General features: G+C 30.3%; 11 protein-coding genes. 4 read left to right on the top strand and 7 right to left on the bottom strand.

The genetic code is table 11. The annotated features are described in order from the left end of the window. The 5 genes from ACYPV9_RS13165 to ACYPV9_RS13145 form a co-directional block, all read right to left on the bottom strand. The coding region (locus tag ACYPV9_RS13165; protein ID WP_459744424.1) for a beta strand repeat-containing protein at positions 1-2248 on the bottom strand (2248 nt) is incomplete at its 3' end. 112 nt (positions 2249-2360) lie between these two features. Further along, a complete protein-coding gene (locus ACYPV9_RS13160) occupies positions 2361-2957 on the bottom strand; it encodes a phage tail protein (RefSeq protein ID WP_459744422.1) in 597 nt (198 codons plus the stop codon). A gap of 160 nt (positions 2958-3117) precedes the next feature. Next, the gene (locus ACYPV9_RS13155) at positions 3118-3798 is read right to left on the bottom strand and encodes a response regulator transcription factor (protein ID WP_459744420.1); all 681 of its coding nucleotides are present in this window, start codon (positions 3796-3798) and stop codon (positions 3118-3120) included. 13 nt (positions 3799-3811) lie between these two features. Beyond that, on the bottom strand, positions 3812-4603 hold the full coding sequence (locus ACYPV9_RS13150) for a sensor histidine kinase (RefSeq protein ID WP_299063034.1): 792 nt from the start codon (positions 4601-4603) through the stop codon (positions 3812-3814). 951 nt (positions 4604-5554) lie between these two features. Next, entirely contained in the window at positions 5555-5953 is a 399-nt protein-coding gene (locus tag ACYPV9_RS13145; protein ID WP_299063037.1) for a hypothetical protein, read from the bottom strand. Between the two features lie 183 nt (positions 5954-6136). Here ACYPV9_RS13145 and uvrC point away from each other — a divergent pair, with 183 nt between their 5' ends. Both uvrC and ACYPV9_RS13135 read left to right on the top strand, forming a co-directional pair. Next, on the top strand, positions 6137-7930 hold the full coding sequence (gene uvrC / locus ACYPV9_RS13140) for an excinuclease ABC subunit UvrC (RefSeq protein ID WP_459744417.1): 1794 nt from the start codon (positions 6137-6139) through the stop codon (positions 7928-7930). 2 nt (positions 7931-7932) lie between these two features. After that, positions 7933-10131 (top strand): patatin-like phospholipase family protein, encoded by a 2199-nt coding sequence (locus ACYPV9_RS13135; protein ID WP_459744414.1) that lies wholly within the window; start codon positions 7933-7935, stop codon positions 10129-10131. A 64-nt stretch (positions 10132-10195) separates the two neighbouring features. Here ACYPV9_RS13135 and ACYPV9_RS13130 read toward each other — a convergent pair whose 3' ends face one another. Then, on the bottom strand, positions 10196-12448 hold the full coding sequence (locus ACYPV9_RS13130; protein WP_459744411.1) for an inorganic phosphate transporter: 2253 nt from the start codon (positions 12446-12448) through the stop codon (positions 10196-10198). 260 nt (positions 12449-12708) lie between these two features. On the opposite strand from ACYPV9_RS13130, the gene ACYPV9_RS13125 reads away from it, so the two are divergent. Both ACYPV9_RS13125 and ACYPV9_RS13120 read left to right on the top strand, forming a co-directional pair. After that, a complete protein-coding gene (locus ACYPV9_RS13125; protein WP_459744408.1) occupies positions 12709-15459 on the top strand; it encodes a TonB-dependent receptor in 2751 nt (916 codons plus the stop codon). A gap of 131 nt (positions 15460-15590) precedes the next feature. Next, a complete protein-coding gene (locus ACYPV9_RS13120) occupies positions 15591-17603 on the top strand; it encodes an autotransporter outer membrane beta-barrel domain-containing protein (RefSeq protein WP_299063053.1) in 2013 nt (670 codons plus the stop codon). A 72-nt stretch (positions 17604-17675) separates the two neighbouring features. Here the strand turns inward: ACYPV9_RS13120 and ACYPV9_RS13115 are convergent, their stop codons facing one another. Continuing rightward, the gene (locus ACYPV9_RS13115) at positions 17676-18149 is read right to left on the bottom strand and encodes a cation transporter (protein ID WP_459744405.1); all 474 of its coding nucleotides are present in this window, start codon (positions 18147-18149) and stop codon (positions 17676-17678) included. Positions 18150-18212 lie beyond the last annotated feature (63 nt).

Below are 18212 nucleotides of genomic sequence, written 5' to 3'. Positions count from 1 at the left end.
TAGTTCCTGCGTTAGCAGAAGCAAAAGCAAAAGTTGGGCTTCCGTCTAAAGCAACATCATCAGCACCAATTATTCCGTTTAAAGTAGCTGTACCAGTTGCATTTCCTGCAGTTGTAGCATCATAAACTTTATTAGTAGCCGTTAAACCGGTAACTGTAAGATTTTTTGCCGTAATATCTGCAATTAAAGTAGGTTGCGTTAATGTATAGTTTGCAACATCAGTTCCAGAGATTGTGTAACCTGTAGTGTTAACATTGATGTTAGTTCCTGCGTTAGCAGAAGCAAAAGCAAAAGTTGGGCTTCCGTCTAAAGCAACATCATCAGCACCAATTATTCCGTTTAAAGTAGCTGTACCAGTTGCATTTCCTGCAGTTGTAGCATCATAAACTTTATTAGTAGCCGTTAAACCGGTAACTGTAAGATTTTTTGCCGTAATATCTGCAATTAAAGTAGGTTGCGTTAATGTATAGTTTGCAACATCAGTTCCAGAGATTGTGTAACCTGTAGTGTTAACATTGATGTTAGTTCCTGCGTTAGCAGAAGCAAAAGCAAAAGTTGGGCTTCCGCCTAAAGCAACATCATCACCAGATACCACACCCGATAAAGTAGCAGTTCCTGAAGCAGCGGCAGTAGTTGTGTTATCATATTGTTTATTTACTCCAGAAAGACCAGTTACGTTTAATGCAATTAATACAGTATTTTTTGCAACTGTATCGGAAGTATTATTTCCAATATTTCCGTTAGTATCTGTTAAAGATACATTTAGTGTAATATTACCATCAGGTAGTCCACTTAAATCAATATTTGAAATTTTATCTGTAGCTGTGTTAATTGTACCTGAATTTGTTATAGAACCAGAGCCTCCATCACTTGTAAATGTATAATTATAAGTTGATCCTACTTCTGCATTAGCAAACGTAAAACTTACCTTATCATCATTTGCAGCTCTTATTGTAGATTGATCTATTGATGCACTATAACCATTAGGTGCAACTGCATCAACTAAAACTGAAGTTGTATTACCAGCACTATTTAAAGTTAAAATAGCATTAGAACTACCGGTATCTTGTAATGATCCGCCATTAGTAACTAACGATCCTATTGTAATTCCATCAGTATCTAAATCTCCAGATTGAATTGTATATCTAAATAAAAGAGCTGTAGAACCAGTACCGCTCATGTAAGTAGCTTGACGAACAGTACTACCAATTGTTACGGCGGTTTGAGGGGTTCCTCCTGTAGTAACTACAGTTATGTTTTCATTAAAATTAATGGTGAAATCTAAGTTCTGACCTGTAGTATAAGTTGCATTTGGAGGTACAGAAACACTAGTTACTATTGGTGCTACTGCACTTGAAATAACTGTAGTTGTATTATTAGTATCAGTAGCAGTTCCATCATCAATAACAACAGTAAAAGTTGTAGTTTCTGACGTACTAGATCTATTATCTGTTGGGTTAAAAGACAAAGCTCTTAATTTAGTTTGTAAATCTGCGGGACTTGTACTCGTAATCGTATAAGGACCTGTACCAGAAAGTCCTGATCCTGTTAAAACTCCTTTAGCATTATTGTCTAAAGTTATGGTTGCAGATAAATTATCGCCATCTGCATCAAAAGTAGTTATTGAAGAAAAAGGAGTTATGGTTGCAGTATCGTTTACGGATTGTCCCGAAGATGTATTAGCTATTATTGGTGCGGTATTAGATGAACCAAGTGTTACACTATCTAAAACAAATTGTTCAGATGTTGTGTAACTAGATGCAATTGTAATTTCAGTTACTGAAGTCCAATTTAATGTTATGTCAAATGCATTTCCACTAAAATTAGAACTTGCTGTAGTAACAACTGTATTACTTCCACCAGTTGGAGTGAATGTCCAAATTCTGAATTCACTATTAGCAGTACTAGCCATCTTTAATTTAGTGACATTAACTGCTTGATTAAACGTAATAGTCATATCACCAGTTTCTGAAGATGTACTTTGATATACAGCTCCATTTGTAGTTCCTAGTGCTCCACCTAAATTAGCAGAATTAAGATAGGAAGTTTGATCTGGGTTAAAACTGTTCGAGTTTTGTATTCTAACAGTCATAGTTGTACCAGATAAAGTTTCTACTACTGTTCTAAGATTAGATCCACTTGTGTTATCCGTAGTAGTAGCATCCGAAATATCAAAAGTTTGTGAAAAGGATTGATTTGAATAGGTTAAAATTATACCAATAATTAACAATAAAGTAATTTTTTTCATAATGAGAAAGTATTAAATTCTTTTTAAGAAAGAATAATTCAAATTTAATAAAGCGGATGTAAAAAAAAACAGGTAATTCTACCTGTTTTTTAAATCGAAGTGTTTTTTAAATTTAGTCTCTTGAAGGAAAAATACCTTGTAAAGCAATTAAATAGTTTACAGTTTCGAATGGTTGCATATTGTTGTGATCTCTACTTCCACCATTATTTCCAATAGTAAGTCCTGCGTTTCCACTAATGGTTTGTCCGTTTACAGTGTTGCCTGATGATGCTGGCCCAAAATTCTTTGTTTTGCTTGGGCCTAAACTTCCGGGGTAATTTCCTACAGCAGGTATATCGCCTGCTTGTGGTATTTCATTTACACCATTTTCTGTACTTAATAAAATGTGCTGATCTTGTGCACCACTATCAATAGCGGCGTGGTTATGAGAAGGTATTTCTAGAATATTTAAAGTGTGTGTTTCTTCACCACCTCTTGCGCCTAATTGTCTAGGAGTAAGTCCAGGTCCAGTACCATAATGCATAGGTACTCTACCTCTTAAATCTGGTAAGGCAAAAGTAGTTCTGCCATCTCCACCATAAGTAGTTCCTATAATAGAAAATAAAGCTGTGTTTTGTGCAATAGGCATTAATTGACCGTCGCATTTTGCCCATCCTCTAATAGTAAAGTTACCTACAAATGCCATAATTTGTCCAATAAATGGTTCCATAATATAATAGTTTTAAGTTAATAAGTTTGGTTTGTACTTTTTGTACATTTCAAAATTATACTTAAGCGTTGAAGTGCATTAGAGAAATAATTACTAAAAATCAAAAAGGGTATAAATACTTATTTATAAAGTATTTATACCCTTTAAAAAAGGAAATCTGTTATAAATTAAAATCTGGCGTGATTTCTATTAACTTTTTTTGAATACCATAAATAACTAAACCTGCAACATTTTTAGATTGTGTTTTTAATAATAAGTTATTTCTATGACCTTCTACAGTTCTAGGACTTATAAAAAGTTTTTCGGCTATTTCTGATGTTGTAAATTGCTCGCAAATTAGTTCTAAAACTTCTAATTCTCTTTTAGATAATAAGTTCTTGTCTAAATCGCTTTTTATACGTTTTCCACTAGAAGAAATTATATTTTCATGAATTATTTTTAATACTTTTTCATCATAGAAAAATCCTTTATTAAAAACTTCATTTATAGTATGTACAACTGTTTTTGGGTTGGTGTTTTTTAGCAAATAAGAAGATGCACCAACATCAATCATGTTGGTTATAAAAGATTTGCCATCGTAACTTGTTAAAGCTATAATTTTAATATTAGGATGTGATTTATGTATAGCTTTGGTAGCTTCTATACCATTCATCTCTGGCATTTTTAAATCCATTAAAATTATATCTGGAAACTCTTCTGTATTATGAATAAATTTAAGTAGTTCTTCACCATTACCGGCTTCAGAAACAACATTAAAATTAGGTTCTCTTTCTAACAGAAAACGCATTCCTTTTCTAAAAAGTTCTTCATCATCTGCTATTACTATATTAATTTTACTCATAACTTTAGGGTATTTATATTATAATTAAAATTTTAAAACCTTCGTTTTTTTTGCTTTTTAATTGAAATTTGCCATTTAATAAAGAAACTCTACTTTCTATATTCTTTATACCAAGACCTTTTTTATTTTGCATGTTTTCAGAGTTAAAACCAATACCATCATCTGCATAATCAAAATATAACTTGTTATCGTTGTAGTTAATTTTTATAGTGCAATTACTAGCTTTACCATGTCTTACAGAATTATTTATTAGTTCTTGAGTAATTCTAAATAAATGCAACTCGTTTTGTGGTGATAAATGTTTCTTTGGATATAAAATTTTATAATCGATATTAATTTTTCTACTATTATTAAAACTGTCTGCCAATTCTTCTATGGCATCTTTTAAACCAAATTGAGACAAAATTGGAGGTAAAAGATTGTGTGCAATTTTTCTAGCACTTTCTAATGTTTTATCTGTTACATCTAAAATACCTTCGTTAACAAATAAGTATTCTTCTGGGCTTAAATTGCCGTCTTTTAAAAGATTTGCGTTTAAATTAATAACATTTAGTTTAGAACTAATATCGTCATGTAAATCTTGTGCAATTCTTTTACGTTCTTCTTCTTGTGTTACTATTATAGATTGTATTATTTCTTTTTGATGGTTTATTTGTAAAGTTTTTTTCTCTAACTCTTTTGCTACTATTTTTTTTCTTGAGAAAAAGAAAAATAAAAGTAGGGCTGCTCCCATTAAGAGGAGTAATAAAACACCTATTAGTACAATAACAATCACTTGATCTTCTTTAGCAAAGAATTCTTCCATAAGGGGTTTTTGAAAAGTAAAAACGAAATTAAGGAAAAATTTTTATTTAAAAATAGTTGAAAATTAGCGATATAAAAAACCTGTTGTAAAAAACAGGTATTTATACTTGTTGCTCTATTTTTTTGTTATTTCTAAAACTTTTATTCCATTCTACAGCAATTAAAATTTGATAACATAAGTAGATAAAAGAGTTTAATAACCACAATAACCGAGTAGTTGTAGTTTGAATATTACCTGCAGAAAATAATAAGGTACTACAAACTAGGTATAAGAAAAAACCTGAATTAAAGTAGATGTACTTTTTGTTTTTAGAATCAATTTTTTCGATAAAAAAACTAAAACTAGAAATGATTAAAGGAATTGAAAATATAAGAATTTCTATACTATTAAAGCGAAATAGCAACTCAGGTTTAAAGCAAAAAACTACAATTAGTGTTAAAGGAAAAATTACACAGCTATATTTTAAGATAGTTTTTATTACTTGATTGTTTAAAACTGTACTAAAAAACAAACTCATTAAAATATATTGACCAATGGTAAATACATGAAAGAAAAATAAATTATTAATTTTTTTAAAAGCTAAATAAGAACTAATAATTTGAATGATTAGACTTAACAGTAAAAAGAAATACAAATATTTATAGGCAACAGATTTTTGCTTATATGTTATACTATATAGAATAACATTTATAAATAAAACAACGTAACCTAAGTAAATAAGGCTTTTTCGTACTATAAAAATTGAATCCATATAAATTGTTAAGGTTGTAAAATACTACGATTAGATTTTATTTTTATTGAAACAAAATAAAAACTGTTTTCTAGAGTTTTATCACCTTTTTACGCTAAAATTACTTGATGTTTTTAGAATTATACAACAAAGCACTAAATACATAATAAAGTATTTTAGTGCTTTGTAATTCTTGTTATAAGAGTGTAGTATGAAATTTATTAACCTCCGTTTAAAGGACTTTCTTCATCACAAACATTTGGGCAAGGTTCAGAGAAATCATAAATATCTCCACCTTCCTCATCTAATGTAAGTCCGTCTTTAGAAGAAATCATATCTTTTCCATTTTTGTCTACACCAACCATCATTAATTTTTCGATGTATACTTTTTCTCCTTCAACCATTGTTTTTTCTACACCAATGTAGGCTCTAACGCTTGCTGCGCCTTCATCTATAACTTCTTGCAAATCTTTTAAAGGAATGTTAAATGCTCTACAATCATTATAATTGTTATAGCTACTTTCTAGTTTACGCCATCTTTTAGCCCAGTCTTTTGCAACTTTTAAACTAATAGTGTTTCTTGGGTTTGGTTTTGGTATGTCGTTTGGTTTCGTTGACATTTGTAGTTAATTTAAGTGTTAATATTAAGTTTGGTTAGGGAATAAAAATATATAAAATAAAGTAAACTTGTGTGTTAACTATTAACTAATTACTTAAAATTAGGTGTTTATACTTGTTACATGTTAAAAAATAATCTAGTAATACATTCTTAAATATGTACTAAAAATTGGTATTTTCGTACTATGTCTATACCTTCTTTAGAGCTTCAAATAAAAACCTTACCAAAAGAACCTGGTGTTTATCAATATTTTGATAAAAACGATGTAATTATTTATGTTGGTAAAGCTAAAAACCTAAAAAAGAGAGTTGCTTCTTACTTTAATAAGAATCACGATAACGGTAAAACAAGAGTTCTTGTAAAGAAGATTGTTCGTATAAAACACATTGTTGTAAATACAGAAACAGATGCTTTGTTGTTAGAAAATAATCTAATAAAAAAATACAAACCTCGTTATAATGTTTTACTTAAGGATGATAAAAGTTACCCTTGGTTGTGTATAAAAAAAGAACGTTTTCCAAGAGTTTTTATGACACGTAGAGTTATAAAAGACGGATCTGAATATTATGGACCATACACTTCGATAAGAACAGTACGAGTTTTACTAGACTTAATAAAAGAATTATATCCTTTAAGAACTTGTAATTACGATTTAAGTCATCAGAATATAAACGAAGGCAAATATAAAGTCTGTTTAGAATATCATTTAAAAAACTGCAAAGGCCCTTGTGAAGCTTTGCAAACCGAAGCTAATTACAACGAGTCTATAAAAGAAATTCGAAATATAATAAAAGGTAATTTTAAAGAAAGTTTAGAGAAATTTAACAGAATGATGTTGAATTTTGCTGAAAACATGGAGTTTGAAGAGGCTCAAAAAATTAAAGAAAAGTTAGATTTATTAAGTAACTATCAATCTAAAAGTACTATTATAAATCCGTCTATAAACAATGTAGATGTTTTTTCTATTATTTCTGATGAAACCCATGGGTATGCAAACTTTCTAAAAATTTCTAACGGATCGATTATTCAATCGCATACAACAGAAATTAAGAAAAAATTAGACGAAACAGATAAAGAGTTGTTAGAATTATTTATTGTAGAAATTAGACAACGTTTCGAATCGCAATCACCAGAAATTTATGTGCCTTTTAAAGTAGATTTAGGTGAAAATTTAAAAGTAACAATTCCTAAATTAGGTGATAAAAAACGTATTGTAGAACTGTCTCAAAGAAACGCAAAATATTATAGACAAGAGCAATTTAAACAAGTTCAGATTGTAGATCCAGAGAGGCATACAAAAAGAATAATGGCACAAATGAAAAAAGATTTGCGTCTATCTGTAGAGCCTCGTCATATAGAATGTTTCGATAACTCTAATATACAAGGTACAAACCCAGTTGCTGCTTGTGTGGTTTTTAGAGATGGTAAACCAAGTAAAAAAGAATATAGGCATTACAATATAAAAACAGTTGTTGGGCCAGACGATTTTGGTTCTATGGAAGAAGTTGTTTTTAGAAGGTACAAACGCTTGTTAGAAGAAGATAAACCGTTGCCACAATTAATTATTGTAGATGGTGGTAAAGGGCAATTATCATCAGCATTAAAAAGTTTAGAGGTTTTAGGTTTGCGAGGTAAAATTGCCATAATTGGTATTGCTAAAAGATTAGAAGAAATTTATTATCCAGATGATCCAATACCTTTATATTTAGATAAAAAGTCTGAAACCTTAAAGATTACACAGTATTTAAGAAATGAGGCGCATAGATTCGGTATAACATTTCATCGAAATAAACGAAGTAAAAGTGCTATAAAATCTGAGTTAGAACAAATTCCGGATATTGGTAAACAAACAATTACTACTTTATTGCGTAAATTTAAATCGGCAAAACGAGTAAAAGAAGCTTCTTTAGAAGATTTAAAAACAACAATTGGTAACTCTAGAGCTTTAAAAGTCTACAATTATTATCACAAACAATAATCATGAAAATAAAACTACTTTTTTTTGTTTCTCTTATCACCTTAAGTATTTATACGCAAAGTAAACAACCAAAAGTAGGCTTGGTTTTAAGCGGAGGTGGAGCCAAAGGTTTTGCTCATATAGGTGTTTTAAAAGCAATTGATAAAGCTGGTATACAAGTAGATTATGTTGGTGGTACAAGTATGGGTGCAATTGTTGGTGGTTTGTATGCTGCGGGTTATTCTGCAAATCAAATAGAAGAAATTATTTTAAAAACAGATTTTTTAACGCTGTTAAGAGATCGGTTGCCTAGAAGTTCAGAAACCTTTTTCGAGAAAGAATATGGTGAGAAATCTGTAGTAACGCTTCCTGTAAATAAAGGCAAAATAGGGTTGCCAAGAGCGATTTCTAAAGGACAAAATGTATTAAATTTATTATTAGAGCTTTTCGATTCTGTAGACGGTAATCAAGATTTCTCTAAACTTTCAATTCCGTTTTTTTGTGTAGCAACAGACGTAGAAAATGGTGCGGCGGTAATATTAGAAAAAGGCTCTTTACCATTGGCATTAAGAGCAAGTGGCTCTTTTCCATCACTTTTAAACCCAGTAGAGGTAGATAACAAATTATTAATTGATGGTGGCATTGCAAATAACTTTCCTGTAAGTATCTTAAAACAAAAAGGAATGGATATTGTGATTGGTGTAGATGTTGAAGGTAAATTATTTCAGAAAGAAAAAATAAACTCTGTTGTTGCTTTATTAAATCAGATAATGAGTTATAAAATGTATAGTAAATCTGATGAAGAAATAAAGAAAATAGATGTCTACATTCATCCAGAGATTTACAACTATACAGTTGTAGATTTTGATAAGAAAGAAGAAATTTTAAAAAAAGGTGTTGTTGAGGCGTCTAAATATGCAGAGGTTTTTGCTGAAATTGCAGCCAAACAAAAAGTAAAAAAGAAAAGAAAAAAGTTAAAGTTTAGTACAGAAAAATTGTTGATTTCTGATATTGGAATTGATGGAGCATCTTATTATACAAGAGCTTTTGTTTTGGGTAAATTAAATATAAAAAGTGGTGACAGTTTATCTAGAAATGATATTACAAAGAAGATTTACTTGCTTTCTGCAACAAGAAATTACGCTAGAATAGAATATAATTTAATTAAAAAAGTTAACGGTAGTTATTTATTAGACTTTAAGTTAATAGAGTCTAATGAAAATGCAAATTTAAAGTTAGGTGTACATTACGATTTGTTATATAAATCTAGTGTTTTGGCAAGTTACAATCAGAAACATTTACTTAAAAAAAACGATTTATTTTCTTTAGATTTGATTTTAGGTGATAACTTAAGATACAACTTAAATTATTTTGTAGATAATGGTTTTTATATAAGTTACGGTTTTAGGTCTCGATATAATCATTTTAGAAGTAATTCTAAATACAATCAGGTATCAGATTTACCAAATGTAAGTAGTATAAATTTAAGTTACACAGATATTACCAATCAAGCATTTTTTCAAACGACATTTAGTAGAAAATTTGCTTTGGGTTTGGGTGCAGAACATAAGTGGTTAAAAGCATCAACAGAAACATTATCTACTAATGAAATACCAGAAACAATTATAGATAGAAGTAATTATTTTAATGCATTCGGATACATAAAACTAGATACGTATGATAAAAAATATTTTGCTACTAAAGGTTATTTTGCAGATTTAAACTTTAAATGGTATGTTGCCTCTACAGATTATAATGATGATTTTAAGATGTTTTCGCAAGCAAAAGGAACCTTGGGCTTTGCAACTACTTTTTTTGATAGATTAACATTTCAAAACACCAATGAAGCCGGTTTTACCATAGGAAACCCAACTTCGAATGTATTTGATTTTTATCTTGGTGGTTATAATCAAAATTACATAAATACCTTTGTTTCTTTATATGGATACGAGTTGGCAGATTTTTCTAACAATTCGTTTATAAAATCTCAGTTTGATTTTAGATATCGATTAGGCGATTCTCATTACTTTTCATTTATAGCAAATTACGCACGATTAGAAGATAATGTTTTTAGAGATTTAGATTTGTTCGAGAATATAAAATCAGGTTATGCTCTTGGGTATAGTTACGATTCTTTTTTAGGTCCTATTGAGATAAAATATAGCTGGACACCAGATCATACCGATGGCCAATGGTTATTCAATCTTGGTTTTTGGTTTTAAAAAATTGTCATAAAAAAAGCCCTGAGATTTCTCAGGGCTTTTTTTATGTGATAAATATAATATGTTATTTATTTGATTTTGTAGTTAAATAAAACTCTTCATAAGTATTTAAAAGATTCATTAAAGCAGAAATTAAATCTTTTGTTTCTAATAATAAACTAAAATAAAGAGTTGTATTCTTCGGGCTAGTTTCATCTGTTCTAATTCTAGCTACTTGCTTTTCTACGGAATCAGAAACATTGTTTAAAAGTTGCCTTTTTTCAAAAATAATTTGACTTAAATCATCGAAACTTCTATTTTTAAAAGTAGCATTTACTTTTAATAAAAGTGAAGCTAATTCAATATCTATTTCTTTAAGGTCTTTTAGTTGTCCTTTTTTTAAGTTTTTATGATTGTTGTTTACGTGTTTGTAGCTTGCTCTAGAAATATAACTTATAGATTGCGCTACATCTTGTAAATAACCTAGAACCATAATGTAAAATCTACTAGCTTGTACAGATGTTTCATCTAAAGATTTTATAAAATAGAATACGCCATCTTTTAAACTGTCAATTTCGTTATTAAGCTTTTCTACGTGCTTATCTGTTTTACGAAGTTTGTTTAAATCGTGGTTTGCTAAATCATTTACAACGTTTGTGTACAATTTGTTTACTCTTTCTGCAACTCCAGAAATATGATCTGCACTTTCTTCTATTACTCCGTTAATTGTAATTAATTCAGCTCTTTCTATAAAATCTTTCTTTTTTACTTCTTTTGTTTTATTACGGTGTTTAATTGTATTTCTACCAATTAAAACAGCTAAAAGAATTAATAATAAAGGTATAGAAGCAATGTGTAAACTTATTAAGTAAGCAATTACACCTGCAGCAATAAAAGCAATAATTGCGGTTAAAAACCATCCACCAATTACATTTAAAACACCTGCAACTCTATAAACAGCACTTTCTCTACCCCAAGCTCTATCTGCTAAAGATGTACCCATTGCAACCATAAAAGTTACATAAGTTGTAGAAAGTGGCAACTTCATAGAAGTTGCTATAGAAATTAAAACACTTGCCATAATTAGGTTTACCGAAGCTCTAACTAAATCAAAAGCAGGCATTTCGTAAGTTTTATCTTTTGTAAGTTGTAAAACAGGTTTCTCGAATTTCGAGTTTATAAACGTTTGTGTTTTTTTAGGGATTACATAGTTAATACCAACATTTAAAAACATTGCAGCTCTTACAACAACTCTAGAAACATTGTTAGGTTGAAATTTCTCATGGCCTTCACCTTGTCTAGATAAATTAATACCAGTTTCTATTACAGATTTTGCTTTAGAAGATGTCCATAGTGTAACAACCATAATTCCTCCAGCTAAAAGAAGTAACCAAATGTTAGAAGGTACTTTTTTGGCCAAACTTCCCATAGAAAATAATTGAGGATCTACGCCAGAAGCACTCCAAGCTTCATAAGAATTTAATGCAGCAATTGGTACACCAATAAAGTTTACTAAATCGTTACCAGCAAAAGCCATTGCTAAAGAAAAGGTACCAACACCAATAATTAAAACAAGAATATTAATTTTTAGAAAACGAATTAATAATCCAGAAATTAGTGTCCAAATTAAAAAACTTGCAGCTATAATTTGTATTGTGTTACCATCTAATAAACCGGCAATGCTTCCGTAAAAATCTGTTCCTTTTAGACCTTTAATTATTATAAAATAGGTAATAGCTGTAATTGCAAAGCCACCAAATAATGCGTTGATATAGTTAGGTCTTGTTTCAAAATTAAACGAATAGATAAGTCTCGAGAAATATTGCACAATTGCACCGACTGAAAAGGCAACTACTACAGAGAGTAAAATACCTAAAACAATATCTGTAGCGGTATTGTAGTTTATGTAGTTCCAGATAGCATTAATGCTTTCGGCATCGTTATTTGCAATTTTAATAAGTGCAATAACTACAGCAGAACCTAAAAGTTCAAAAACGATAGAAACCGTTGTAGAAGTTGGCATTCCTAAAGAGTTAAAGATGTCTAGCAATAGAATATCGGTAATCATCACTGCCATAAAAATGTACATTACATCTTGAAAAACAAACATGCCAGGATTAAAAATACCTTTTCTAGCAACTTCCATCATTCCGCTAGAAGTTACAGCCCCAAAGAAGACACCAACACTAGCAATAATCATTATTTTCTTTACAGAAATGGCTTTAGAACCTATGGCAGAATTTAAAAAATTTACTGCATCGTTACTTACACCAACAACTAAATCTACAATAGCTAAAACAGCTAAAGCGACAAGCATTAAAATATATGGATCACCCATTTTTCTTCAAAAATTTTAAGCAGCAAAGTTAAATACTCAATCTGTTGACTACGTTATCTTAATGTTATGAAATTCATTTAAGAATGCGTCAAAAATAACAATTTTATTATTAACCCATAAAATTATTAAGAAATGTTAAATTAACATATAAACACATCTGGTTAACATTGTCTTAACGCGCTAATAACGCAACGATAATTTACAACTAACATAGACTTTACAAATCTAACGGACTTTTGCCAACGTAAATAACACACAAAATGAAGAAATTTTTATTTATTGCTTTTATTGCATTAAGTCAAGTATTAACAGCGCAAGACAAAGGAACTTTAAAAGGTTTGTTAACCGATAAAGAAACTAACAATGATCCTTTACCTTTCGCAAATGTATTTATTAAAGGAACAAGTATTGGGGCAACCACAGATTTTGATGGAAATTACTCTATTAAAGTACCTGCAGGAACACACGTTGTTTCTTTTAGTTTTTTAGGTTACAAAACTGTAGAAAAAACATTTACAATTAAAGCAGGAGAAACTGTAGTTTTAAACCAAGTTATGTCTGCAGAAGAAGGTGTAGGTTTAGATGAGGTTGTTATTAAAACATCTACAAGTAAAGAGTCTGCAAATGCATTATTATTAGAACAGAAGAAAGCAACTGTAATTAAAGAAAGTATAGGCGCGCAAACATTAGCTAAGGTTGGTGTATCTAATGCTGCTAATGCAACAACTAAAATTTCTGGTGTTACAAAAAGTGAAGGTACTGGAAATATATTTATTAGAGGTTTAGGAGATAGATACTTATCTACTACTATGAATGGTTTAGCTATTCCTTCGGATAACGTATCAAACAAAAACATCAACTTAAACTTATTTTCTACAAGTGTTATTAAAAATATAGGTGTAAGTAAAACATATGCTACTTCTAGTTATGCAGACCAAGGTTCTGGTAATGTAGATATAGATTCTAAAGAGTACACTAAAAAAGGTTTTTCTATATCTGTTTCTGGTGGTACTAACACAAACGTAACAAGTTTAAACGGAGATTTTAGAACGCCAATTATTAACAATGATGTTACTTTAGGTTTTCATAAAAAAACATTTGCATTACAAGATTTAATAACAAACCAAGGCTGGGGTACAGAAGCAATGTCTACACCGGTTAATTTTAGTGGTTCTTTTACTGCAGCAAATAAATTTACAGTTTTAGGTAAAGATGTGGCTGTTTTCTTAACAGGTTCTCATTCAAAATCTTTTACACACCAAAAAGGGGTTTTTAATTCTTACAGATCGAACGTTTTAGATAATAGTTTTTCTGATGCAGAACAATATAGTTCTGTAGCAAATACTACAGGTTATGTAAACTTTAAAATAAAATTAAACGATAATAACAAACTTAAATACAACACACTTTTTGTAAATACAGGTACAACAAATTTGTATGAACAAGGTAGAAATGGTTTGGGTTATGTTTTTGATCAAGATCCGCAAGAAGAAGGCGCTTTTGTAAGAGACCAAAACTTTAAGCAAACAACAATGTTTGTAAACCAGTTAATGGGAGAACATAAATGGAACGAAAACAATACTATAAATTGGGCCGGAGGTTACAATTTTGTATTAGCAGAAGAACCAAACAGAATTAGAAACGAGGTAAATATTTTAGATATTACAAATTCACCTTTAATTCAGTATTCTCACGTTGGTGATTACCAGCAAAGAAAATCTACTCAGAAAATTCAAGATAAAGAATATACTGCTTTTATAGAAAATAAATGGGCTTTAGGAGCTATAAACGAAGACGATGACAAACCATATTCTTTAAATTATGGTGTAAACTTTAGACATAAAGAAAGAACTTTTAGATCTTTATTTGTTGGGGTTAGAGCTAAAGATTTCACCGCACCTTCTATAGATGATCTATCAGAAACATTTACACCAACTAATTTTAATAATGGTTTAAGATTAAGAGTTGGTGAAGTAGATAGATACAATGCAGATTTAGATATTATGGCAGGTTACGTAAACTTCGATTTTCAATTAAACGAAAAGTTTTCTGGTAATTTAGGTTTACGTTACGAAAGAAATGAATTAGACGTTACTTGGGATGTTACAAACTATGTTGGTAGGTTAGGTACAATTAATAGAGTTTACGAAAGTTTATACCCAAGTGTAAATTTAAAATACGAAATTAAAGAAAATCAATATTTACGTTTTGCATCTAGTATTACACAAACTTTACCAGAATTTAAAGAATTAGCACCTTTCGAGTATGTTTCTCCTACAGGTCGTGTAATTAAAGGAAATCCTGAATTAGAAAAATCTGACATTTATAACTTAGATTTAAAATACGAAATGTTTCCTCAAAGTGGGCAGTTATTTTCTGCAACTGCATTTTACAAGCAAATTATCAACCCAATTAACTTAGCGCAAGCAAGAGGTTCTTCTGGTAACTTTGTATATTCTAATACAGGTGATGAAGCAGAAGTATATGGTTTAGAACTTGAAGCTAAAACAGATTTAATAAAAAATGATGACGATGAAGGTGTTTTAAACATAACTGGTAACGTTACGAAAATGTGGTTAAAACAAGATTTATTAAAAGATTTTCAATATAAAGATATTACAGAATCTAGTTTACAAGGAGCTTCAGATTTTATTATAAATAGTTCTTTAAGTTATAGTGATAAAAAAGAAAAAGAATTTATTGCAACTTTAACAGGTAACTATTCTTCGGATAAAATATTTGCTTTGGGATCTCCAGAGGATTTTGCAAATAGTGCATCTCTTTATAATGACGAAATTTTAGAAAAAGGGTTTGTTGCTTTAGACTTAGTTGTAAGTAAAAAACTTACAGATAATTTAGTTGTAAAGTTTGTAGGTAGAAACTTATTAAACCCAGAGATTAAACAAACTCAAAAAGTTAGAGATTTAATTTCAGAGATAGAAACAAATCAAACTGTTTTGTCTTACAAGAAAGGAAGTCAGCTTACATTAAGTGTAAAATATACTTTTTAAATCTAGGTTAACGATTATTTAACAAAAGGGTAGTTTTTGTAATAAAAGCTAACATAGGATTAATATTTACATAAAGAAAAGAAAAGGATTAGTTGATTTCTTTGTGGAAAATTAAAATCAAACAAAAAACAATGAAAAAATCAGTTTTTAAAATTCTTAACATCGTAGCTTTTTCGATAGCTACTTTAACATTAACCAATTGTGGTAGTGACGAGCCAGATATTATTTTACCAGGTAACGAATCTGAAGTTATAGAAAACTTAAAGGTTGGAATAATGAATGGTAACTTAGATGAAGATTATACTTTAGATCCTGGTGTGGCATACAATCTTAACGCAGCTTTTACTATTGACTCTGGTGCTAAATTAACAATTCCTGCAGGAACTAAAATTCAGGCATTAAACAACGGAACAAGCGTTTTTATCGCCGTTTTACAAGGAGGTCAAATAGATATTCAAGGTACAGCATCATCTCCAGTAATTATGTCTTCAGCTTCAGGAAATCCTGGTGATTGGGGTGGTTTAACTCTTTGTGGTGAAGCTACAACAACTGCAGGTGTAGATGCAGAAGCAGAGGTTGGTGGTTTTATTTATGGTGGTACTAACGATCAAGATAGTTCTGGTTCTATTAACTACTTAGTTATTAAAGGTACAGGAGCTCAAATTAGTTTAAACTCTCAATACAATGGTGTTTCTTTTTACGCTGTAGGTTCTGGTACAACAGTAAGTAATGTTGCTGTTATAGATGGTTCTGACGATGGTGTAGAATTTTTTGGAGGTACAGTTTCTGTTTCTAACTTATACTTAGAAAACAACGAAGATGATTCTATCGATTGGACAGAAGGATGGAACGGAACAGTAAATACTGCTTATATTTCTCATACTAAATCTGGTTTTTCTACAGTTTTTGAAGGTGATAAAGATAACGGAAACCCTAAATTTAACGATATTACAGCTATTTCTACTGTTGGTGGTAAAGCTTTACAATTTAAAAAGACTTCTGGAGGAACAATCTCTGGATTATCTTTAAGTGGTTATGATGTAGATTTAGACATGGCAGATGGTGGTGCTACTTCTAACGTAGTTTTTTCTGATGGTTATACACCAGTTGCTTTAGCTACAGAAGAAGAAATGGCAGCTTCAGGTGAATACTTTTATACATTAAACACAACTGTTGTGCCAACTGTTGCGGCTTCTGCATTCGATTGGGTACCAACAGACTTATCTTTTGAAACAAGTGCTTTACAAGGTGCTGTAACTACAGATGTAACTTTAGATGCTTCTGTTAACTATACATTAAACTCTTCTTACATAGTACAATCAGGTGCAACTTTAACAATTCCTGCAGGAACAAAAATTACTGCAAGAAATGGTGGAACTGGTGTTTACATTGCAGTTTTACAAGGTGGTAAAATAGATATTCAAGGTACAGCAACTAACCCAGTAGTTATTGCTTCTGCTTCTGGTGAACCAGGAGATTGGGGTGGATTAACAATTTGTGGTAAAGCAACAACATCTGCGGGTGTTAATGCAGAAGCAGAGGTTGGTGGTTTTATCTACGGAGGAACAGAAGATGCAGACAATTCTGGATCTATTAAGTATTTAGTAATTAAAGGAACAGGAGCTCAAATTAATTCTGAATCTCAGTACAACGGTGTTTCTTTTTACGCTGTAGGTTCTGGTACAACGGTAGAAAACATTTCTGTAATTGATGGTGCAGATGACGGTGTAGAGTTTTTCGGTGGAACAGTTTCTGCTTCAAACTTATACTTAGAAAATAACGAAGATGATTCTGTAGACTGGACAGAAGGATGGAACGGTACTGTAACTAATACTTACATTTCTCATACTAAATCTGGTTTTTCTACGGCTTTTGAAGGTGATAAAGCTAACGGAAATCCTAAATTTGTAAACTTAACAGCTATTTCTACTGTAGATGGTACGGCTTTACAATTTAAAAAGACTTCTGGTGCAACTATTACTAACATTTGGTTAGAAGGTTATGCTAAGAACATCGATATGAAAGACAATGGTCCTTTAGCAAACGTTATTATAGATGGTGTAGCGGCAACAACTACAGCAGACTATAAAACAGGAACAAAAGTAGATGTTTCTACTTGGACATGGAAAAGTGCAGGTTTATAATCTAAAACTTTTATAAAAACTAAAAAGCAGGCGTTAAGCCTGCTTTTTTTAATTTATAGAAATAATGTTGTTTTAAACAGTTTCCTTTTTATCGCAACAAGCCATTTTACAATCTTCTGCACAAACCATTTTACCATCGATGGTTTTACCAGAACAACAGCCTTTTTTTTCTGGTTTTAATTCACATTTTTCTTTACAATCATCAGAGCATTTATGTGATTCTTTAGTAGTACTTATTTCATTAGAAGCTTCAGAAGCTGTATATAAATCTCCGCCAGCAATTCCGTTAACATAAGCAATTAAATCTTTTTTAGATGTTGTATTTGCATCGTAAGAAATGTTAGCAATACTATCAGTAAAAACAACTTTAGCATCTATTACACCTTCTTTTTTAGACAATTTAGATTGAATTGTTTTTGCACAACCAATTTCACAAGTCATACCAGAAATAGCTAGAGACACATTCTCTTTTTTTACATCTTTAGCGCATCCAATAAAAAACAAACATGTAATTGCAATAGAAAATAATATTCTTTTAGTGTTCATAATATTTAATTATTAAATTATGTTACAAATTTATCAATAATCAAGTTTATATCTTAATAATTG

Source organism: Polaribacter sp. OB-PA-B3 (genome assembly GCF_054589375.1).
Note: the sequence above shows the minus strand (reverse complement) of the source record. Positions and strands in the feature narration are given on the sequence as shown.